Source organism: Pseudomonas guariconensis (assembly GCF_015680235.1).
GTDB classification, from domain to species: domain Bacteria; phylum Pseudomonadota; class Gammaproteobacteria; order Pseudomonadales; family Pseudomonadaceae; genus Aquipseudomonas; species Aquipseudomonas guariconensis_A.
The window spans coordinates 76508-97008 of sequence record NZ_JADLJL010000014.1 but is presented as its reverse complement, the minus strand read 5'-3'; the positions used below and the strand labels follow the sequence as shown (position 1 = coordinate 97008).

General features: G+C 64.0%; 18 protein-coding genes and 1 pseudogene. 8 read left to right on the top strand and 11 right to left on the bottom strand.

Annotated elements, in window-relative coordinates; all coding sequences use genetic code 11:
• Nucleotides 1-2: 2 nt before the first annotated feature.
• Together IRZ56_RS12365 and IRZ56_RS12360 are read left to right on the top strand one after the other, a co-directional pair.
• Nucleotides 3-1283, top strand: a complete 1281-nt coding sequence (locus IRZ56_RS12365) for an NAD(P)/FAD-dependent oxidoreductase (protein ID WP_196145200.1) — start codon at nucleotides 3-5, stop codon at nucleotides 1281-1283.
• Nucleotides 1280-2098: a sulfite exporter TauE/SafE family protein gene (locus IRZ56_RS12360; RefSeq protein WP_196145199.1), complete on the top strand. Its 819-nt coding sequence runs from the start codon at nucleotides 1280-1282 to the stop codon at nucleotides 2096-2098. The genes IRZ56_RS12365 and IRZ56_RS12360 overlap by 4 nt, the downstream gene beginning before the upstream one ends.
• Here IRZ56_RS12360 and IRZ56_RS12355 read toward each other — a convergent pair.
• On the bottom strand, nucleotides 2087-2974 hold the full coding sequence (locus IRZ56_RS12355; protein ID WP_196145198.1) for a LysR family transcriptional regulator: 888 nt from the start codon (nucleotides 2972-2974) through the stop codon (nucleotides 2087-2089). The genes IRZ56_RS12360 and IRZ56_RS12355 overlap by 12 nt on opposite strands.
• Nucleotides 2975-3233: 259 nt before the next feature.
• On the opposite strand from IRZ56_RS12355, the gene IRZ56_RS12350 reads away from it, so the two are divergent.
• The gene (locus tag IRZ56_RS12350; protein WP_196145197.1) at nucleotides 3234-4883 is read left to right on the top strand and encodes a GMC family oxidoreductase; all 1650 of its coding nucleotides are present in this window, start codon (nucleotides 3234-3236) and stop codon (nucleotides 4881-4883) included.
• A gap of 96 nt (nucleotides 4884-4979) precedes the next feature.
• The gene (locus IRZ56_RS12345; RefSeq protein WP_196145196.1) at nucleotides 4980-6602 is read left to right on the top strand and encodes an MFS transporter; all 1623 of its coding nucleotides are present in this window, start codon (nucleotides 4980-4982) and stop codon (nucleotides 6600-6602) included.
• A 192-nt stretch (nucleotides 6603-6794) separates the two neighbouring features.
• Here the strand turns inward: IRZ56_RS12345 and IRZ56_RS12340 are convergent, their stop codons facing one another.
• The 4 genes from IRZ56_RS12340 to glyQ all read right to left on the bottom strand — a co-directional run bounded on the left by IRZ56_RS12340 (nucleotide 6795) and on the right by glyQ (nucleotide 11159).
• Nucleotides 6795-7565 carry a lysophospholipid acyltransferase family protein gene (locus IRZ56_RS12340; RefSeq protein ID WP_196145195.1) on the bottom strand — a complete coding sequence of 257 codons (771 nt, stop codon included), beginning with the start codon at nucleotides 7563-7565 and terminating at the stop codon, nucleotides 6795-6797.
• Between the two features lie 64 nt (nucleotides 7566-7629).
• On the bottom strand, nucleotides 7630-8157 hold the full coding sequence (gene gmhB / locus IRZ56_RS12335; protein WP_196145194.1) for a D-glycero-beta-D-manno-heptose 1,7-bisphosphate 7-phosphatase: 528 nt from the start codon (nucleotides 8155-8157) through the stop codon (nucleotides 7630-7632).
• A gap of 3 nt (nucleotides 8158-8160) precedes the next feature.
• On the bottom strand, nucleotides 8161-10215 hold the full coding sequence (glyS, locus tag IRZ56_RS12330) for a glycine--tRNA ligase subunit beta (RefSeq protein WP_196145193.1): 2055 nt from the start codon (nucleotides 10213-10215) through the stop codon (nucleotides 8161-8163).
• Nucleotides 10212-11159, bottom strand: a complete 948-nt coding sequence (gene glyQ, locus IRZ56_RS12325; RefSeq protein WP_084855238.1) for a glycine--tRNA ligase subunit alpha — start codon at nucleotides 11157-11159, stop codon at nucleotides 10212-10214. The genes glyS and glyQ overlap by 4 nt, the downstream gene beginning before the upstream one ends.
• 87 nt (nucleotides 11160-11246) lie before the next feature.
• On the opposite strand from glyQ, the gene IRZ56_RS12320 reads away from it, so the two are divergent.
• Entirely contained in the window at nucleotides 11247-11798 is a 552-nt protein-coding gene (locus tag IRZ56_RS12320) for a DNA-3-methyladenine glycosylase I (protein WP_196145192.1), read from the top strand.
• A 41-nt stretch (nucleotides 11799-11839) separates the two neighbouring features.
• Nucleotides 11840-12727 carry a lysophospholipid acyltransferase gene (locus tag IRZ56_RS12315; protein ID WP_196145191.1) on the top strand — a complete coding sequence of 296 codons (888 nt, stop codon included), beginning with the start codon at nucleotides 11840-11842 and terminating at the stop codon, nucleotides 12725-12727.
• A gap of 132 nt (nucleotides 12728-12859) precedes the next feature.
• Here the strand turns inward: IRZ56_RS12315 and IRZ56_RS12310 are convergent.
• From IRZ56_RS12310 to def, 5 genes and pseudogenes are all read right to left on the bottom strand, one after another.
• Nucleotides 12860-13167 (bottom strand): annotated as a pseudogene (locus IRZ56_RS12310) (hypothetical protein).
• 12 nt (nucleotides 13168-13179) lie between these two features.
• Nucleotides 13180-14553, bottom strand: coding sequence for a Trk system potassium transporter TrkA (gene trkA, locus IRZ56_RS12305; protein ID WP_196145190.1), 1374 nt, complete (start codon nucleotides 14551-14553; stop codon nucleotides 13180-13182).
• 21 nt (nucleotides 14554-14574) lie between these two features.
• Nucleotides 14575-15885: a 16S rRNA (cytosine(967)-C(5))-methyltransferase RsmB gene (gene rsmB / locus IRZ56_RS12300; RefSeq protein WP_196145189.1), complete on the bottom strand. Its 1311-nt coding sequence runs from the start codon at nucleotides 15883-15885 to the stop codon at nucleotides 14575-14577.
• On the bottom strand, nucleotides 15882-16814 hold the full coding sequence (gene fmt, locus IRZ56_RS12295; protein WP_196145188.1) for a methionyl-tRNA formyltransferase: 933 nt from the start codon (nucleotides 16812-16814) through the stop codon (nucleotides 15882-15884). Before fmt ends, rsmB begins: the two co-directional genes overlap by 4 nt.
• 59 nt (nucleotides 16815-16873) lie before the next feature.
• The gene (def, locus tag IRZ56_RS12290) at nucleotides 16874-17380 is read right to left on the bottom strand and encodes a peptide deformylase (protein ID WP_176511735.1); all 507 of its coding nucleotides are present in this window, start codon (nucleotides 17378-17380) and stop codon (nucleotides 16874-16876) included.
• 208 nt (nucleotides 17381-17588) lie between these two features.
• Between def and dprA the strand changes: the two genes are divergently transcribed.
• Nucleotides 17589-18686, top strand: coding sequence for a DNA-processing protein DprA (gene dprA, locus IRZ56_RS12285; RefSeq protein ID WP_196145187.1), 1098 nt, complete (start codon nucleotides 17589-17591; stop codon nucleotides 18684-18686).
• A gap of 37 nt (nucleotides 18687-18723) precedes the next feature.
• Entirely contained in the window at nucleotides 18724-19281 is a 558-nt protein-coding gene (locus IRZ56_RS12280; RefSeq protein ID WP_196145186.1) for an L-threonylcarbamoyladenylate synthase, read from the top strand.
• Between the two features lie 121 nt (nucleotides 19282-19402).
• On the opposite strand, the gene IRZ56_RS12275 is transcribed toward IRZ56_RS12280, so the two are convergent.
• Nucleotides 19403-20380: an NADPH:quinone reductase gene (locus tag IRZ56_RS12275; RefSeq protein WP_196145185.1), complete on the bottom strand. Its 978-nt coding sequence runs from the start codon at nucleotides 20378-20380 to the stop codon at nucleotides 19403-19405.
• Nucleotides 20381-20501 lie beyond the last annotated feature (121 nt).

Below are 20501 nucleotides of genomic sequence, written 5' to 3'. Positions count from 1 at the left end.
CCATGCCTGCCCTGCTGTCCCCTGCCGATACGTCCCGTGCCGACCACCATAAAGTGGTGATCGTCGGCGCCGGTGCTGCCGGTATCGCCACCGCCTCGAGCCTTATCGCCCGTGACCCTTCCCTGGACATCGCCCTGGTCGACCCAGCGGACATCCATTATTACCAGCCTGGCTGGACCATGGTCGGCGCTGGTGTGTTCAAGGCACCGAACACGGCCCGCACCATGGCCTCGATCATTCCCCGTGGCGTGCGTTGGATAAAGGCGCGGGTCGAAGGCTTTGACCCTCAGGCGCAGTTGGTCACCTTGGCGGATGGTCGTGCCATCAGCTATGAGCAACTGGTGGTTTGCCCAGGCCTCAAGCTGGATTGGAGCGCCATCGAAGGGCTCGAAGAAACCTTGGGCCGCCATGGCGTGACGTCCAATTACCGCTACGATCTGGCGCCCTATACCTGGCAGTTGGTGCAAACGCTCAAACAGGGTCGTGCGCTGTTCACCCAGCCACCGATGCCAATCAAGTGTGCCGGTGCGCCACAGAAGGCGTTGTACCTGTCATGTGACCACTGGTGGCGCCAGGGGCACCTGGGCGCGATCAAACCCTGCTTCTTCAACGCTGGTGGAGTGTTGTTCGGCGTTGCCGAATATGTGCCCGCACTCATGGCCTATATCGACAAGTATGGCGTCGATCTCAACTACTCCCATCGCTTGGTGGCGGTGGACGGGCCGAACAGGCGCGCTACCTTCGTGCGCACACTGCCAGACGGCAGCAGCGAGACCCGGGTCGAAGCCTTCGACATGCTCCATGTGGTGCCGCCACAGGTCGCGCCGGACTTCATTCGGCAAAGTCCGCTCGCCGATGCCGCCGGTTGGGTGGATGTGGACCCAGCGACCCTGCGCCATCGTCGATTCGCCAATATCCATGCCCTTGGGGACGTCATCAACACCAGCAATGCCAAGACCGCCGCGGCTGCGCGCAAGCAGGCTCCGGTAGTCGCCAACAATGTGCTGGTGGCTTTGGAACGCTTGGCCACTCTGGCTCAATACGATGGCTACGGCTCCTGCCCGTTGACGGTCGAACGGGGCAAGATCGTGCTCGCCGAATTCACCTACGGCGGCAAGGTGGCGCCGAGCTTCCCTCGCTGGCTGCTCGACGGGCGCCAGCCCACGCGCCTGGCCTGGTTGCTCAAGGCACGGATACTGCCGCCGCTGTACTGGCGAGGGATGCTCAAGGGCCGTGAATGGTTGGCGCGGCCACAACCCTTGGTAATCGAGGCCGGGCAGTGATCGAACAGCAACTCGTTGGTGCTGTGCTGGGGGCGGCCATTGGCGCTGTGCTGGCCCTGACCGGTGCCGGTGGCGGGATTCTCGCGGTGCCTTTGCTGGTGTTCGGCCTGGGGCTGTCGATGGTCGAGGCGGCTCCCATCGGCTTGCTTGCCGTGGGCTTGGCGGCGGCGGTTGGAGCGTTGCTGGGGTTGCGCCAGGGCCTGGTGCGCTACCGCGCAGCCATGTTCATCGCGGCCATCGGTGTGATTGCGGCGCCGTTCGGCCTGATGCTCGCGCATCGCTTGCCGAACACCCCGCTGGCGCTGGTGTTCGCTGGAGTGCTGGTCTATGCCTGCTTGCGCATCTGGCGCAAGGCGAGGCGTGAGCTGCGCGGCGAACCGGCCTGTGGCGATCGGCAGATCATGCCCTGCGTGCTCAACCCGCTGCAGGGGCGGCTGCGCTGGACCCTCCCCTGCGCCCGCGCGCTGGCGTTCACCGGCGTGCTGGCGGGCCTGTTGTCCGGCTTGCTGGGTGTGGGTGGTGGTTTCGTCATCATCCCGGCCTTGAACCGCTACACCAACCTGGACATGAAGAGCATCGTCGCCACTTCACTGGCGGTGATCGCCTTGGTGTCCGTGGGCAGCGTGGCCAGCGCCAGCCTGGCCGGCGTCATGCATTGGACGGTAGGTGCGCCGTTCGCTGTGGGTGCCGTGCTTGGTCTGTTGCTGGCGCGGCCTCTGGCAAGCAAGCTGGCCGGGCCACGCCTGCAGCAATTGTTCGCTGTGACCGGCATCGGCGCGGCGCTGTTGCTGGCGGGCAAGGCGCTAGTCGGCTAGCAGCTCGGCCTGCTCTGCGTTACACAGCGCCAGCAGGTAGTCCCAGACCACTCGCAGGCGTACCGACTTGTGCAGTTCGCGGCGTGTGCAGATCCAGTAGCTGCGCTGGATGGTTTCGCTAGGCAATACCCGAACCAGCGAGGGGTCGTGCCGCGCCATGTAGTTGGGCAGCACGGCAATGCCCAACCCGGCGCTGGCGGCCTGTTGCTGGGCGATCACGCTGGTGCTGCGGAACACCACGTTGGGCGCGCGGCAGAAGCTGTTGAGAAACAGCAATTCCTGGCTGAACAGTAAATCATCGACGTAGCCGATCCAGTTGTGCCGGGCCAAGTCTTCACGGTTACGCAGGGGCGGTGCCCGGTCCAGGTACGCCTGGCTGGCATACAGGGCCAGGCGGTAGTCGGTGAGCTTGCGCGTGATCAACAGGTCGGCGCTGGGGCGTTCCAGGTGGATGCTGATTTCCGCCTCGCGGTTGAGAATGCTCACGAAACGCGGCACCGCGACCAATTCCACCTCGAGCCCCGGATAACGTTCGAAGAGCGCATTCATGCGCGGGGTGAAGAACATGATGCCGATGCCTTCGGTGACGCCGAGGCGGATCTTGCCCAAAGGTGCGGCGGCCTGGGTGATTTCTTCCTGGGCGAGCAGGGCCACGTTTTCCATGGCCTCGGCATGCTTGAGCAGTGCCTGGCCGGAAGGTGTGAGTTCGTAGCCCTGAGCATGTTGGACGAACAACGCAGTACCCAGGCTCTGTTCGATGCTCTCGATATGCCGGGCGACGGTGCTGTGGGTGGTGTTGAGGCGCTTGGCGGCGGTCAGCAGCCGGCCGCTGCGCTGCAACTCGAGGAAAAATCGCAGATCATTCCAGTCGAACATGCTGTTTCCCTGTGAATTTGGGGGCTTCACTGCACCCTGTGAGAGTGGGCTTGCCCCGCGATTGCATCGGCCTGGCCGCCAGCGTTGTCAGCTGTTACGCAATCGCGGGACAAGCCCGTTCCCACAGAGATCGGCATTACGGCTGCGGTGGGCGCTGTGCTAAAACGCACAGCGGCTGCGCGAAATCTCGTGTTTCGTCAGCGAAATTAATCAATAAGATGGTCCTCGACAAGAATAAAAATCAGGCGCGAGGTTTCACATGCCATCAGCCGATTCTGTCTTCGACTATGTGGTCGTCGGTGCCGGCCCCGCCGGTTGCCTGCTGGCCAACCGCTTGTCCGCCGACCCTTCCTGCCGCGTCCTGCTGCTCGAAGCAGGGGGCCGTGACAACTATCCCTGGATTCACATTCCCGTCGGTTACCTGCGCTGCATCGGCAACCCACGTACCGACTGGTGCTTCAACACCGAGGCGCAGCCAGGCCTGGGTGGTCGTAGCCTGGGCTACCCACGAGGCAAGGTGCTGGGCGGCTGCTCTTCGATCAACGGCATGATCTACATGCGCGGCCAGGCCGCCGACTACGACCGCTGGGCCGAACAGGGCAACGACGGTTGGGCATGGAAGGACGTGCTGCCCCTGTTCAAGGCCAGCGAGCACCATTTCGCTGGCGCCAGCGACAGCCATGGTGGCGATGGGGAATGGCGGGTCGAGCAGCAACGCTACAGCTGGCCGATCCTCGATGCCTTCCGCGACGCCGCCGAGCAAAGCGGCATCGCCAAGGTGGCCGACTTCAACACCGGCGACAACGCAGGCTGTGGATATTTTCAGGTCAACCAGCGCAGCGGCGTGCGTTGGAATGCCTCCAAGGCCTTCCTGCGGCCTGTGCAGACGCGCCCCAACCTTACCGTGCTCACCGGGGTAGAGGTCGACCAGGTGATTCTCGACAACACCCGCGCCACGGCCGTCAAGGCACGATGGCAAGGCGCCTGGCATGCATTCAAGGCGCAGCGGGAGATCATTCTCTGCGCAGGCTCCGTGGGTTCGCCTGGCATCCTCCAGCGTTCCGGCATCGGCCCGCGCAAGCTGCTCGAGGGCCTTGGAATCGGTGTGCGTCATGAGCTGCCCGGCGTGGGTGGCAACCTGCAGGACCACCTGCAACTGCGCCTGATCTACCAGGTGCGCAACACCCGTACGCTCAACCAAATGGCCAACAGCTTATGGGGCAAGATGGAAATGGGCCTGCGCTATCTCTACGACCGCAGTGGCCCACTGGCCATGGCACCGAGCCAGCTGGGCGCGTTCGTTCGTTCCGGACCCGAGCAGGCCACTGCCAACCTGCAGTATCACATCCAGCCCTTGTCGCTGGAGCGTTTCGGCGAGCCGTTGCATCGTTTCCCGGCGTTCACCGCGTCGGTGTGCAACCTGCGTCCCGTCAGCCGTGGACGTATCGATATCCGTTCGGCCGACCTGCACGCCGCGCCCCTGATCGACCCGAACTACCTGAGCGACCCGGAGGACCTGCGCGTGGCCGCCGATGCCATCCGCCTTACCCGGCGCATCTTCCAGGCCCCTGCCCTGGCGGCGTTCGACCCTCGTGAATACCTGCCAGGCCCTGCCCTGCAGACCGAGCAGCAGCTGCACGAGGCCGCCGGCAAAATCGGCACCACTATCTTCCATCCGGTCGGTACCTGCCGCATGGGCAGCGGCCCGCTGGATGTGGTGGACAGCCAACTGCGGGTGCATGGCGTACCAGGCTTGCGCATCGCCGACGCCTCGATCATGCCGCAGATCGTCTCGGGCAATACCTGTTCACCCACACTGATGATCGCCGAGAAGGCGGCGCAACTGATCCGCAACGGGAGCCCTACACAGACCAATCTCAGCGACCTGAACGCGATACCGACGCCCTGACCCGGGTGCGTGCAACACCGGCGGCTTGTGGTCAGAAGCCGTCGACAGTGGAAAACAACAATAATCACTGTGGCCTGCGGGCCGAGGACAGCAACGATGTCGGATTACATCCAAGAGCAAGGCACGGCAGCCAGCACGGTCAGCCGACGCGAGGAGCGCAAGATCATTTTCGCGTCATCCCTCGGGACGGTGTTCGAGTGGTATGACTTTTTTCTCTATGGCGCCCTGGCAGCGGTGATCAGCAAGCAGTTCTTCGCTGGGGTCAACGACACCACGGCGTTCATCTTCGCCTTGATGGCCTTCGCTGCAGGCTTCCTGGTGCGGCCGTTTGGTGCGCTGGTGTTCGGTCGCCTGGGTGACATGATCGGGCGCAAGTACACCTTCCTGGTGACCATCGTGCTGATGGGCTTGTCCACCTTTGCCGTTGGCTTGCTGCCGACCTACGCCAGCATCGGTATCGCAGCGCCGATCATCCTGGTGCTGCTGCGTATGCTCCAGGGCCTGGCGCTGGGGGGCGAATACGGCGGCGCGGCGACCTACGTGGCCGAGCACGCCCCGCCCGGCAAGCGCGGGTTCCATACCGGTTTCATCCAATCCACGGCCACCCTTGGGTTGCTGCTTTCGCTGGTGGTCGTGCTGGGCAGCCGCTATATCAGTGGTGACCAGTTCGAAGCCTGGGGCTGGCGCTTGCCGTTCCTGCTATCGATCTTCCTGCTGGCGATTTCCACCTGGATCCGCATGAGCATGGAGGAGTCGCCGGCCTTCGTGAAGATGAAGGCCCAGGGCAAGGTCAGCAAGTCGCCGATTCGTGAATCCTTCACCTCCTGGCCCAACCTCAAGGTGGTGCTCACCGCCTTGTTCAGCATCAATGCCGGGCAGGCCGTGACCTTCTACACCGCGCAGTTCTACGTGCTGTTCTTCCTGACCCAGATGCTCAAGATGGACCCGGCCCAGGCCAATACGCTGTTGATCATCAGCGTGGTGATCGGCGCGCCGTTCTTCGTATTCTTCGGCTGGTTGTCCGACCGGGTGGGGCGCAAGCCGATCCTGATGATCGGCCTGCTCCTGGCCACCGTGCTGTACTTCCCGATGTTCAAGGCCCTGAGCCATTACGCCAACCCGCAGATCGCCGCGGCCAGCCAGCAGGCGCCTATCGTCGTGACGGCCGACCCGCAAGGTTGTACGTTCCAGTTCGACCCTGTCGGCAAGGCACGCTTCGACAGCCCCTGCGACAAGGTCAAGACGTTCCTGGTCAAGCAGGGCCTGCCCTACAGCTCGGTGGATGCCCCAGCAGGTGACCCGGTGGTGGTGAGCATCGGTGAGCAGCACATCGATGGCTTCGACGAAGCCGCCATGCGCATGGCCATCGAAGAGGCAGGCTACCCGGCCAAGGCGGACCCGGCGAGTGTCAACCAGGTGATGGTGGTGGTGCTGATCGTCGCCATGATCCTTATCGCCACAATGACCTATGGGCCGCTGGCGGCGGTGATGGTCGAACTGTTCCCGACCCGCATCCGCTACACCTCCATGTCGCTGCCCTATCACATCGGCAATGGCTGGTTCGGCGGCTTCCTGCCCACCGTGTCGTTCGCGCTGGTGGTGTATACCGGGGATATCTTCTACGGGCTGTGGTACCCGGTGTTGATCACCGGGGTGAGCCTGGTGGTGGGGATCTTCTGCCTGAAAGAAACCAAGGATGTGGATATCGACAAGGTCTGAATGTGGCACTGCTACCTGTGGAGCGGGAGGCATAAAAAAACCGGCGTAAAAGCCGGTTTTTTTATGCCTCGAAAAAACTTATGCACGATTTTCAGAAAAAGGTCATACAAAGAAATAACTAACCAAATCAATAACTTATCTAGCATTTCAAGGCATTGATCCAAAACTTGCTCACAAGTTATCCACAGATCGTCAGGCGCTTTGCTGCGCAGGATTTTCCGCCACCGGTGGCAGCGAACCCATGGCCCGCTGGGCCGCTTCGTTCCAGGCCTGGGCGCGGTCGTTGAGCTCGGCGATGGCACGTGGGCCGGTACCGACCGGGTACATCGGCTCGCCGATCACCACTTCGATGGTACCTGGGCGCTTGCCCCAACCTTCCCGGGGCCAGAACTTGCCGGCGTTATGGGCAATCGGCAGCACCGGCAGGCCTGCATTCACCGCCAGTGCGGTGCCGCCGCGGGAGAATTTGCCGACCTGGCCATGGGGCACACGGGTGCCTTCCGGGAAGATCAACACCCACACACCTTGCTTGAGCAGCTCGTCGCCTTTGCTGGCGACCTGGCGCAGGGCTTCCTTGGGGTTCTTCCGATCGATGGCGATGGGTCGCAGCATGGCCATGGCCCAGCCGAAGAACGGCACGTACAGCAGCTCGCGCTTGAGCACCTGGCTCAGTGGCGAGAAGTAGGCGGACAGGAAGAACGTCTCCCAGGTGCTCTGGTGGTTCGACAGGATCACGCAGGGCTGCGTGGGCACGTTCTCGGCCCCGGTGACCTTGTAGCGAATACCCAGGATCACCCGCGCCAGGAACACGGCGCAGCGGCACCAGTAAACGTTGATGAACCGGTAGCGCTTGTGGAACGGCAGGAACGGCGCGACGAAGAAGCTCAGCGAGCACCACAGCAGCGAACTGGTGCCCAACAGCAGGTAAAAAAGAAAGATTCTGATCGCCTGCAGGATCGACATAGTGGCATGTACCGTTGCGGGGCGTGCCCGCCTAAGGAAAAGTGCGCCGCAGTGGGCGCACTGCTTAAATTAGTGCTCTGGCGATGGCTGCCAGATCGTCGAAAATCAAAGTGCCTTGAGGAACGCCTTTTTCCAGCGTTCGCTCACCTTTGCCGGTCTTCACCAGCACAGGTTGTGCATCGACGGCCAGGGCGGCCTCCAGGTCACCTTTACTATCGCCGACAAACCACACGCCGGCCAGGCCCACCTGGTAATGCTCAGCGATCGCCCGCAGCATGCCAGGCTTGGGCTTGCGGCAATCGCAGCCCTCGTCCGGCCCATGCGGGCAATGCACGATGTAACCCACCTCGCCGCCCTGCTCGGCCACCAGCGCGCGTAGGCGCGCATGCATGGCCTCGAGGGTGGCCAGCGGGTAGTAGCCGCGGGCAATGCCGGACTGGTTGGTGGCCACGGCCACCGTCCAGCCCGCCTTGCTCAACTGCGCGATGGCCTCGATCGAGCCGGGAATGGGCACCCACTCCTCCAGCGACTTGATATAGGCGTCCGAGTCGTAGTTGATCACGCCGTCCCGATCAAGAATCAGCAGTTTCAAGGCTTACCCCAGCAGCGAGATGTCGGCCACGCCCAGGAACAGGCCGCGCAGGCGGCTGAGCAGGGCATAACGGTTGGCGCGTACCTTGGCATCCTCGGCGTTGACCATCACCGCCTCGAAGAAGGCGTCGACCGGATCACGCAGGGCGGCCAGGCGGGCCAGCGATTCGCTGTACTGGCGCGCGGCGGCCATCGGCTGCACAGCCTGGTCGGCCTGCTGGATGGCCGAGTACAGGGAGAACTCGTTGGCGTTGTCGAAGTACTTCGGCTCGACCTGCTCGGCGATGGCGCCTTCGGCCTTGCTCAGCAGGTTCGACACGCGCTTGTTCACCGCAGCCAGGGCCTCGGCTTCCGGCAGCTTGCGGAAGGCCTGCACGGCTTGTACGCGCTGATCGAAATCCAAGGCCGAACCCGGCTTCAGGGCACGTACCGACAGGTAGGTGGCGACGTCGATGCCTTCGTCCTCGTAGCGCGCGCGCAGGCGGTCGAAGACGAATTCCAGTACCTGCTCGGACAAGCCCGCGGCCTTGACCTTGGTGCCGTATTGCTTGACCGCGAACTCGACCGCAGTGGTCAAGTCCAGGTCCAGCTGCTTCTCGATCAGGATGCGCAGCACGCCCAGGGCGGCGCGACGCAGGGCGTACGGGTCCTTGCTACCGGTGGGCAGCATGCCGATGCCGAAGATGCCGACCAGGGTGTCGAGCTTGTCGGCGATGGCCACGGCAGCACCGGTCAGGGTCTGCGGCAGCTCAGCGCCGGCACCGCGCGGCATGTACTGCTCGTTCAGCGCCAGGGCGACGTCTTCCGGTTCGCCATCGTTGAGTGCGTAGTAGTAACCGGCCACACCCTGCATTTCAGGGAACTCGCCGACCATCTCGGTGGCCAGGTCGCACTTGGACAGCAGGCCGGCACGGCCGGTGCGCTGGGCGTCGCCGCCGATCAGCGGGGCGATGAACGCGGCCAGCTTGGAAACCCGCTCGGCCTTGTCGTAGACGGTGCCCAACTGGGCCTGGAACACGACGTTCTTCAGGCGCTCGTTGAAGGTTTCCAGCGGTTGTTTCTTGTCTTGCTTGAAGAAGAACTCGGCATCGGTCAGGCGCGGACGCACGACCTTCTCGTTGCCCTGCACGATCTGCTTCGGGTCGCGGCTCTCGACGTTGGCCACGGTAATGAAGCGCGGCAGCAGCTTGCCTTCGCTGTCCAGCAGGCAGAAGTACTTCTGGTTGTCCTGCATGGTGGTGATCAGGGCTTCCTGTGGCACTTCCAGGAAACGCTCCTCGAACGAGCACACCAGCGGCACCGGCCATTCGACCAGAGCCGTCACTTCATCCAGCAGCGCAGGCGGCACGATGGCCGAGCCTTCTTGTTGCATGGCCAGCTCCGCGGTGCGCTTGGCGATCAGCTCGCGGCGTTCGGCGAAGTCGGCCAGGACGTAGGCCTTGCGCAGGTCTTCGACGTAGTTGGCCGGGGTGGTTAGAGCGACGTTTTCCGGGTGGTGGAAGCGGTGGCCACGGGATTCGCGACCGGCCTGCTGGGCCAGGATGGTGCAGTCGACGACCTGGTCGCCGAGCAGCATTACCAGCCACTGAGTCGGGCGCACGAACTCTTCACGGCTGGCGCCCCAGTGCATGCGTTTGGGGATCGGAAGGTCGTTGAGCGAGTCTTCGACGATGGTCGGCAGCAGGCTCGCGGTAGCCTTGCCCGGAATATGCTGGGAGAAGCGCAGCTTGGCGCCGCTCTGGTCGATTTCGGCCAGCTCCACGCCGCACTTCTTGGCAAAGCCAAGGGCGGCCTGGGTCGGGTTGCCTTCGGCGTCGAAGGCCGCCTGGCGGGGTGGGCCGTCGATGTTGATGCTGCGGTCAGGCTGCTGCACATCCAGCTGACGGATCAGCACGGCCAGGCGGCGCGGTGCGGCGTACACCTGTTTGCCGGTGTAGTTCAGGCCGGCGGCCTGCAGGCCTTTCTCGATGCCGGCCAGGAAGGCGTCGCCGAGGCTGGCGAGGGCCTTGGGTGGCAGCTCTTCGGTGCCCAGTTCAACCAGGAAATCTTGAGCACTCATTGTGCAGCCTCCAGCTTAGCCAACACTTCGTCACGCAGTTCAGGGGTAGCCATCGGGAAGCCCAGGCGTGCGCGGGCTTGCAGGTAGCTTTGCGCCACGTCCCGGGCCAGGGTGCGCACGCGCAGGATGTAGCGCTGGCGCTCGGTCACCGAGATGGCACGGCGGGCGTCGAGCAGGTTGAAGGTGTGCGATGCCTTCAGGACCATTTCGTAGGTCGGCAGCGGCAGCTCCAGCTTGATCAGGCGGTTGGCTTCGCTTTCGTAGAAGTCGAACAGTTCGAACAGCTTCTCGACGTTGGCGTGTTCGAAGTTGTAGGTCGACTGCTCCACTTCGTTCTGGTGGAACACGTCGCCATAGGTGACCTTGCCGAACGGGCCGTCGGCCCAGACCAGGTCATAGACCGAGTCCACGCCCTGGATGTACATGGCCAGGCGCTCGAGGCCATAGGTGATCTCGCCGGTGACCGGGAAGCACTCGATGCCGCCGACCTGCTGGAAGTAGGTGAACTGGGTCACTTCCATGCCGTTGAGCCAGATTTCCCAACCCAGGCCCCAGGCGCCGAGGGTCGGCGACTCCCAGTTGTCTTCGACGAAGCGGATGTCATGGACCAGCGGGTCCAGGCCGATCGCCTTCAGCGAGCCGAGGTACAGCTCCTGGAAGTTGGCCGGGTTCGGCTTGAGCACCACCTGGAACTGGTAGTAGTGCTGCAGGCGGTTGGGGTTTTCGCCATACCGCCCGTCGGTTGGACGACGGCTGGGCTGCACATAGGCGGCGTTCCAGGTTTCCGGGCCGACGGCACGCAGGAAAGTGGCGGTGTGGAAAGTGCCGGCGCCTACTTCCATATCGTAGGGCTGAAGCACCACACAACCTTGCTCGGCCCAGTACTGCTGCAGGGCGAGGATCAGGTCTTGGAAGGTACGCACGGCTGGCGTAGGCTGGCTCACGAAATTCACCTGTATCTGGGGATGCGGATGTAAAGAGCGGGAGTATAACCTGATTCGCCTCGCCCTCTACTCATGGAATGGAGCCTTATGCCACGCTGCTTCTGGTGTACCGACGATCCGTTGTACCAGGCCTATCACGACCAGGAGTGGGGAACACCGCAGCGCGACCCGGCGTTGCTCTTCGAGATGCTTTTGCTCGAAGGGTTCCAGGCCGGGCTCTCATGGATCACCGTATTGAAGAAGCGCGAGCGTTATCGCCAGGTATTGCACGGCTTCGACCCGGTGCAACTGGCGCGGATGAGCGACGAACGGATCGAGGAGCTGATGCTCGACGCCGGCATCATCCGCAACCGCCTCAAGCTCAAGGCCGCCCGGCGCAATGCCCAGGCCTGGCTGGCTGTGGATAACCCCAGCCAGTGGCTGTGGTCGTTCGTGGGCGGCGAGCCGAAGATCAACCACTTCACCAGCCGCAGCGACGTACCGGCGGTCACCGACGAAGCCAAGGCCATGAGCAAAGCCCTGCACAAAGCCGGCTTCACGTTCGTGGGCCCGACCATCTGCTACGCCTTCATGCAGGCCACCGGCATGGTCATGGACCACACCACCGACTGCGATCGCTACGCCGCGCTGGTGCGCTGAAGCGTTACAATGCCCGCCTTGCAGAAATAAGGAATCGGCCTGTGGAAAAATTCAAAGGCGCCCTGATGGTCGGGGTGCTGCGACTGTTCGCCAAGCTGCCCTGGGGTGCTGTGCAGCGCGTCGGCGCGGGGATCGGCTGGCTCATGTGGAAGGTGCCCAACGGTTCGCGCAACGTCGTGCGCATCAACCTGGCCAAGTGCTTCCCGGAGATGGACGCTGCCGAGCGTGAAAAGCTGGTGGGCCGTGCGCTGATGGACATCGGCAAGTCGTTCGTCGAAAGCGCCTGCGCCTGGATCTGGCCGCCGCAGCGGTCGCTGGATCTGGTCAAGGAAGTGCATGGCCTGGAAGTACTGGAGCAGGCCCTGGCTTCGGGCAAGGGCGTGGTGGGGATCACCAGCCACCTGGGTAACTGGGAAGTGCTGAACCACTTCTATTGCAGCCAGTGCAAGCCGATCATCTTCTACCGCCCGCCGAAGCTCAAGGCGGTGGATGACTTGTTGCGCGAGCAGCGGGTGCAGATGGGCAACCGGGTGGCGCCTTCGACCAAGGAAGGCATCCTCAGCGTGATCAAGGAAGTGCGTCGTGGCGGCCAGGTGGGGATTCCGGCAGACCCGGAGCCGGCCGAGTCGGCGGGCGTGTTCGTGCCGTTCCTAGGTACCCAGGCGCTGACCAGCAAGTTCGTGCCGAACATGCTCGCCGGCGGCAAGGCGGTCGGCGTGTTCCTGCATGCCCTGCGCCTGCCGGATGGGTCGGGGTTCAAGGTGTTCCTGGAAGCTGCGCCAGAAGAGATGTACAGCACGGACGTGAACGTATCGGCAGCGGCCATGAGCAAGGTGGTCGAGCGCTATGTGCGCGAGTACCCGAGCCAGTACATGTGGAGCATGAAACGCTTCAAGAAGCGCCCGGCTGGCGAGCCGCGCTGGTATTGAGAACTTGGGGGCACTCTGTGCCCCTTTCGCCGGCAAGCCAGCTCCTACACCGACCGCATCGACCTTGAGTCTTGTGCAGTACCTGTGGGAGCTGGCTTGCCTGCGATGGGCTGCAAAGCAGCTCCGGCGATCTCAGACCTTGTTCAGTTTCTTGAGAAAAACGGTCATCTCTTTCTCGGCCTGCTTATCCCCATGGGTCTGGGCCGCCAAGATCCCCTCCTCCCAAGCCTTGCGCGCCGCCACTTGGTCGCCCTGCAGCTGGTAGGCCTTGCCAGTAGCTTCCACGCCGCAGAATACTTCGGGTCCTGCTCCACGCAGCGTGCTAGATGCACAGCTGCTTCAGCGCCATTGCCTTCGTCCAGCCAGGCCTTGCCCAGCCCAAACCTCAGCAACGGGTTATCCACACCCTTGGCCAGCATCTTTTCCAGTGATTCGCGCATGCCGCCTTCTCCTTAGAAGAAGCTCAAGCCCACGTGGAACAGCTTTTCCACGTCACGGATATGTTTTTTATCCACAACGAACAGGATCACATGGTCGCCCGCTTCGATCACCGTGTCGTCGTGGGCGATCAGCACTTGCTCATCGCGGATGATCGCGCCGATGGTGGTGCCCGGTGGCAGGGCGATATCCTCGATGGCCTTGCCGATCACCTTGCTCGACTTGGCATCGCCGTGGGCCACCGCCTCGATGGCTTCGGCCGCGCCACGGCGCAGGGAGTGCACGCTGACGATGTCGCCACGGCGCACGTGGGCCAGCAGCGTGCCGATGGTCGCCAGCTGCGGGCTGATGGCGATGTCGATGTCGCCGCCCTGGACCAGGTCCACGTAGGCCGGGTTGTTGATGATGGTCATCACCTTGCGCGCACCCAGGCGCTTGGCCAGCAGCGAGGACATGATGTTGGCCTCGTCGTCGTTGGTCAGGGCCAGGAAGATATCGGCGTCGGCGATGTTCTCCTCGAGCATCAGGTCCTTGTCCGAGGCGCTGCCCTGCAGCACCACGGTGCTTTCCAGGGTATCGGAGAGCTGGCGGCAGCGCGCCGGGTTCATCTCGATGATCTTGACCTGGTAGCGGCTCTCGATGGCCTCGGCCAGGCGTTCGCCGATCTGCCCGCCGCCGGCGATGACCACGCGCTTGTTGGTTTCGTCGATGCGCCGCAATTCACCCATGACCGCACGGATGTCCTTGCGCGCGGCAATGAAGAAGACTTCGTCGTCGGCCTCGATCACCGTGTCGCCACGGGGCGTGATCGGGCGGTCGCGGCGGAAGATCGCCGCCACGCGGGTATCGACGTTGGGCATGTGGGCGCGGATCTGGCGCAACTGCTGACCCACCAGCGGGCCGCCGTAGTAGGCCTTGACCGCTACCAACTGTGCCTTGCCTTCGGCGAAGTCGATCACCTGCAGCGAGCCTGGGTGCTCGATCAGGCGCTTGATGTAGTTGGTCACCACCTGCTCGGGGCTGATCAGCACGTCCACCGGGATATGGTCGTTGTCGAACAGCTCCTCGCGGGTGAGGTAGGCTGACTCACGCACCCGGGCGATCTTGGTCGGGGTGTGGAACAGCGAATAGGCCACCTGGCAGGCGACCATGTTGGTTTCGTCGCTGTTGGTCACTGCCACCAGCATGTCGGCATCGTCGGCACCGGCCTGGCGCAACACCGTGGGCAGCGAGCCACGGCCCTGCACGGTGCGGATGTCCAGGCGGTCGCCCAAGTCGCGCAGGCGGTCGCCATCGGTGTCGACCACGGTGATGTCGTTGGCTTCGCTGGCCAGGTGTTCTGCCAGCGTGCCGCCTACCTGCCCTGCCCCGAGGATGATGATCTTCATCCGCTCACTCCTAACCTGTTTTTATCCGCGCGAGGCGGCGATCTTGATCAGCTTGGCATAGTAGAAACCGTCGTGGCCGCCTTCCTGGGCCAACAACTGGCGACCATGGGGCTGGCGCAGGCCGGCCTCGAGCGCCAGGTCCAGCTCGCGGGCACCGGGTGTGCGGGCGAGGAAGGCGTCGATCACTTCGGTGTTTTCCGTCGGCAGACTCGAGCAGGTGGCGTACACCAGCATGCCGCCGACTTCCAGCGTCGGCCACAAGGCATCGAGCAGTTCGCCTTGCAGTGTGGCCAGGGCCGGGATGTCCTCGGCCTGGCGGGTCAGCTTGATATCCGGGTGACGGCGGATCACCCCGGTGGCCGAGCACGGCGCATCGAGCAGGATGCGCTGGAACGGTTTGCCGTCCCACCAGCTGGCGGTATCGCGGGCATCGCAAGCGATCAGCTTGGCGTCCAGCTGCAGGCGGTCGAGGTTCTCGCGAACCCGCGCCAGACGCTTGGCCTCGAGGTCGATGGCCACCACTTCGCCCAGCTTCGCTTCGGCTTCGAGCAGGTGGCAGGTCTTGCCGCCGGGCGCGCAGCAGGCATCGAGCACACGCTGGCCGGGCGCCAGCTCCATCAGGTCGGCAGCCAACTGCGCGGCCTCGTCCTGGACGCTGACCCAGCCTTCGGCAAAGCCTGGCAGCCCGCGCACGTCGCAGGCTTCGGCCAGTACGATGCCATCGCGGCTGTAGGAGCAGGCGCTGGCGTTGATGCCGGCCTCGGCCAGCAGGCGCAGATAGGCGTCGCGGCTGTGATGGCGGCGGTTGACCCGCAGGATCATCGGCGGGTGGGCATTGTTGGCGGCCGTGATCGCCTCCCAGTGATCCGGCCAGAAGGCCTTGAGCGACTTCTGCAGCCAGCGTGGATGGGCAGTACGCACCACCGGATCACGCTCGAGGCCTGCGAGGATCTGCTCGCCTTCTCGCTGTGCACGGCGCAGCACGGCATTGAGCAGGCCCTTGGCCCAAGGCTTCTTCAGTTTGTCGGCGCAACCAACGGTTTCGCCAATGGCGGCGTGGGCCGGAATACGGGAGTAGAACAGCTGGTACAGACCGACCAGCAGCAATGCCTGCACGTCTGCATCGGCGGCCTTGAAAGGCTTTTGCAGCAGCTGGGCGGCCAGCAGGTCCAGGCGTGGTTGCCAGCGGGCGGTACCAAAGGCCAGGTCCTGGACCAGGCCTCGGTCGCGTTCCTCGACCTTGTCCAGTTGCGCCGGCAACGAGCTGTTCAGCGAGGCCTTGCCGCTGAGCACGGCGGCAAGGGCGCGGGCGGCGGCCAGGCGTGGGTTCATTGGCCGAGTACCTTGTGGTTTGCGAATTTCTCGCGGCGGCTGTTGAACAGGTCGCTGAAGGCCAGGGCCTTGCCGCCGGGTAGTTGCAGACGGGTCAGGCTCAGGGCGCCTTCACCGCAGGCCACGACCAGGCCGTCCTTGCTGGCGGAGAGGATTTCGCCGGGCGCGCCCTTGCCTGTGGATAAATGGGCGGCCAGGACCTTCACGCTTTCGCCGTCGAGGGTGCTGTGGCACACCGGCCACGGGTTGAAGGCGCGGACCAGGCGTTCCAGCTCGATGGCCGGGCGGCTCCAGTCGATGCGGGCTTCATCCTTGTTGAGCTTGTGCGCATAGGTGGCCAGGGCGTCGTCCTGCACGTCGCCTTGCAGGCTGCCGTCGGCAAGGCCGGCGATGGCCTGCACCACTGCGCCTGGGCCCAGCTGGGCGAGGCGGTCGTGCAGGGTGCCGCCGGTGTCTTCGGCGCTGATCGGCGTGACCACCTTGAGCAGCATGGGGCCGGTGTCCAGCCCCGCTTCCATGCGCATCACGGTCACGCCGCTCTGGGCGTCGCCCGCTTCGACGGCGCGCTGGATAGGCGCCGCACCGCGCCAGCGCGGCAGCAGGGAAGCGTGGCTGTTGATGCAGCCCAGACGCGGGATATCCAGCACCGCCTGGGGCAGGATCAGGCCGTAGGCCACCACGACCATCAGGTCCGGCGCGAGTGCGGCAAGTTCCGCCTGGGCCTCGGCATTGCGCAGGGTCGGCGGCTGAAACACCGGGATGTCGTGGGCCACTGCCAGCTGTTTTACCGGGCTCGGCATGAGCTTCTGGCCACGGCCTGCAGGGCGGTCGGGCTGGGTGTAGACGGCCACGATCTCATAGGGGCTGTCGAGCAGGGCTTTGAGGTGTTCGGCGGCAAACTCTGGGGTGCCTGCGAAGACGATACGCATGGAGTTCTCGCTTGAAAAAGAAAAAGGCTTGCCGGGGCAAGCCTTCTGGAAGGTAGGGATCAGGCTTGCTGGCGGTGCTGCTTTTCCAGCTTCTTCTTGATCCGATCGCGTTTGAGCTGGGACAGGTAGTCGACGAACAGCTTGCCGTTGAGGTGGTCGAATTCGTGCTGCACGCATACGGCCAGCAGGCCTTCGCATTCCAGTTCGAACGGCTTGCCGTCGCGGTCCTGGGCCTTGACGCGCACACGCAGCGGGCGGTCGACATTTTCGTAGAAGCCCGGTACCGACAGGCAGCCTTCCTGGTACTGGCCCATGTCGTGGGTCAGCTCCTCGACCGTGGGGTTGATGAAGACGCGTGGCTCGCTGCGGTCTTCGCTCAGGTCCATGACCACGACCTGCTTGTGTACGTTGACCTGGGTAGCGGCCAGGCCGATGCCAGGGGCTTCGTACATGGTTTCAAACATGTCGTCGATCAACTGGCGCAGGGCGTCGTCGAACTCTGTCACCGGTTTGGCGAGGGTGCGCAGGCGCGGGTCCGGGAATTCGAGAATGTTCAAGATGGCCATAAGGTCAGGCAGTCACTGTGCGTTCGGTTGAAAACTGAGCACACATAATAAAGGGAATCGGGGGATTCGGCACCTGGCAAAGCTCGGCTAGGGTGTGAAAGGACGGCTAGAGCGCCATTTCATGGACAGCTTGTCAAAGTATTATTCACAAAGTTATCCACAGGTTGTGCGCCTGGGATGACCCCTCGTCGATCAAGGATGATCCGCCATGCGCGACCTGTTCCAAGCCCCTTGCTCCCCTGCCGAACTGGAGGCGCGTTTGCGCTTGCATCGGCTTCCCGACATCGGCCCCCGCCGCTTCCTGACCTTGATCGAAGCCTTCGGCAACGCCTGCTCAGCCTTGAGCGCACCGGCCAGTGCCTGGCGCGCGCTGGGGCTGCCCGCCACGTGTGCCGAGGCCCGGCGCAGCCCTGAGGTGCGCGATGGCGCAAGCGCTGCAATCGCCTGGCTAGAGCGGTCGGGCCAGCATTTGCTGATGTGGGACGCACCTGGCTACCCCGCCTTGCTTGGCGAAACGGACGATGCCCCGCCGCTGCTTTTCGTGGCGGGAAACCCTGCCTTGCTGGAGCGTCCTCAGCTCGCCGTGGTGGGCAGTCGACGTGCTTCACCGCCGGCGCTGGACACGGCCAGGGCCTTCTCCCGTTGCCTTGCCCAGGCCGGTTTCACCATCACCAGCGGGCTCGCGCTGGGGATCGACGGTGCCGCTCATCGGGCGGCGTTGGAGGCTGGCGGGCACACCATTGGCGTGCTCGGGACGGGCTTGCAGAAACTTTATCCACAGCGCCACCGCGAATTGGCGAAGGCCATGATCGAAGGTGGCAGCGCGCTGGTATCCGAATTCCCCTTGGACGCCGCGCCCCAGCCTGCGAACTTCCCCCGGCGCAACCGGATCATCAGTGGTATGTCGTTGGGCGTGCTGGTGGTGGAGGCCAGTCTGGCCAGCGGTTCGTTGATCACTGCTCGACTGGCGGCCGAGCAAGGCCGCGAGGTGTATGCGGTGCCGGGGTCGATCCACCACCCTGGCGCCAAGGGTTGCCACCAACTGATCCGCGACGGCGCTTTGCTCGTCGAAAGCGTCGAGCAGATTCTTGAAAGCCTGCGCGGCTGGCAGAACCTGCCACCGGCGCCTGTGGAAAAACCGGCCCATCCCCTGCTCGCCTTGCTCCATGCCGCACCGCAGACCAGCGAGGGCCTGGCCAGCAGCAGCGGCCAGCCATTGGCCCAGGTGCTGGCCAGCCTCACGGAACTGGAACTCGAAGGACGGGTCAGCAACGAAGCCGGGCGTTGGTTTGCCAGGTGCAGCTAAGTACACTGCGCATCAGGCGTTAATGCGGAGAGACGAAATGGTGAGCAGTTGGCGTGTGCAACAAGCCGCGCGTGAAATTCGGGCGGGTGCGGTCATTGCCTACCCGACGGAAGCGGTCTGGGGCCTGGGCTGCGACCCTTGGAACGAGGACGCGGTGTATCGCCTGCTGGCGCTCAAGTCGCGGCCTGTGGATAAAGGATTGATCCTGATTGCCGACAATATCCGCCAGTTCGACTTCCTGTTCGAGGACTTCCCCGAAGACTGGATCGACCGCATGGGCAGCACCTGGCCTGGGCCGAACACCTGGTTGGTGCCGCACCAGGACCTGTTGCCGGAGTGGGTGACGGGCCAGCACGACACCGTGGCCTTGCGCGTCAGTGATCACCCCTTGGTTCGCGAGCTGTGTGCGTTGGTCGGGCCGCTGATCTCCACGTCCGCCAACCCCGGCGGGCGCCCAGCGGCCAAGAGCCGGTTGCGGGTGGAGCAATATTTCCATGGCGAGCTGGACCTGGTGCTCGGCGGGGCTTTGGGCGGGCGGAAGAACCCGAGCGTGATTCGTAACCTGGTTACCGGCGAAGTGGTTCGGCCGGGGTAACGAGGTGAGTCTGGCGAGGGCTTTGCCCTCGTTTCGCGGCACAAGGCCGCTCCTACAGGGGCGCGCACATGACCTGTAGGAACGGCCTTGTACCGCGAAGGGCCGCGCAGCGGCCCGGGGTTCAGGGCAGTAGAACCGTAGAGCCCACTGTATGCCGCGCCGTCAGCTCGGTCTGGGCCTTGGCCGCTTCGCCCAGCGGATACCGCTGCTGGATATCCACAACCACCTTGCCGCTGGCAATCATCCCGAACAGATCGTCGGCCATGGCCTGGGTGTTCTCGGCATTGTTGGCATACGTCCCCAGCGTAGGCCGGGTGACGTACAACGAACCCTTCTGCGAAAGGATGCCCAGGTTCACCCCGGTCACCGCACCCGAGGCATTGCCGAAGCTCACCATCAACCCACGCGGGCGCAGGCAGTCCAGAGAGGTCAGCCAGGTGTTGGCACCCACGCCGTCATACACCACCGCGCACTTCTGGCCGTCGGTCAGCTCCAGCACCCGCTTGGCCACGTCTTCGTGGCTGTAGTCGATGGTCGCCCAGGCGCCCAGTGCCTTGGCTCGCTCGGCCTTTTCGGCCGAGCTCACGGTACCGATCAGCCTGGCGCCGAGGGCCTTGGCCCATTGGCAGGCCAGCGACCCTACGCCACCGGCGGCCGCGTGGAACAAGATGAAATCACCGGGCTGCACGGCGTAGGTCTGCTTGAGCAGGTACTGAGTGGTCAGGCCCTTGAGCATCACCGCAGCGGCCTGTTCGAAGCTGAGCGCCTCTGGCAGCTTGACCAAGTTGGCCTCGGGCAGGGTGTGCACGTCGCTGTAGGCGCCCAGCGGGCCGCCGGCATAGGCGACGCGGTCGCCGACCTTGAGCCGGCCGACGCCTTCACCGACCGCCTCGACCACGCCGGCGCCTTCGGTACCCAGGCCAGAAGGTAGCGAGGGTGGCGGATACAGCCCGCTGCGATAGTAGGTGTCGATGAAGTTCAGGCCGATCGCGTGGTTGCGCACGCGTACCTGCCCTGGGCCGGGTGGGGCTGGGTCGAACTCGACCAGTTGCAGGACTTCCGGGCCGCCGTGCTGGCTGAACTGGATACGCTTGGCCATCTCGCACTCCGTTATCATCGGGATCGGAAAAGGCCTTCTATCGGACGCCTTTGCTTGATCGCCGTCAACTGCGGCGTGGCGGCTGCCGGTGGTATGCTAGCCGGCGAATTTTCCTCCGCTC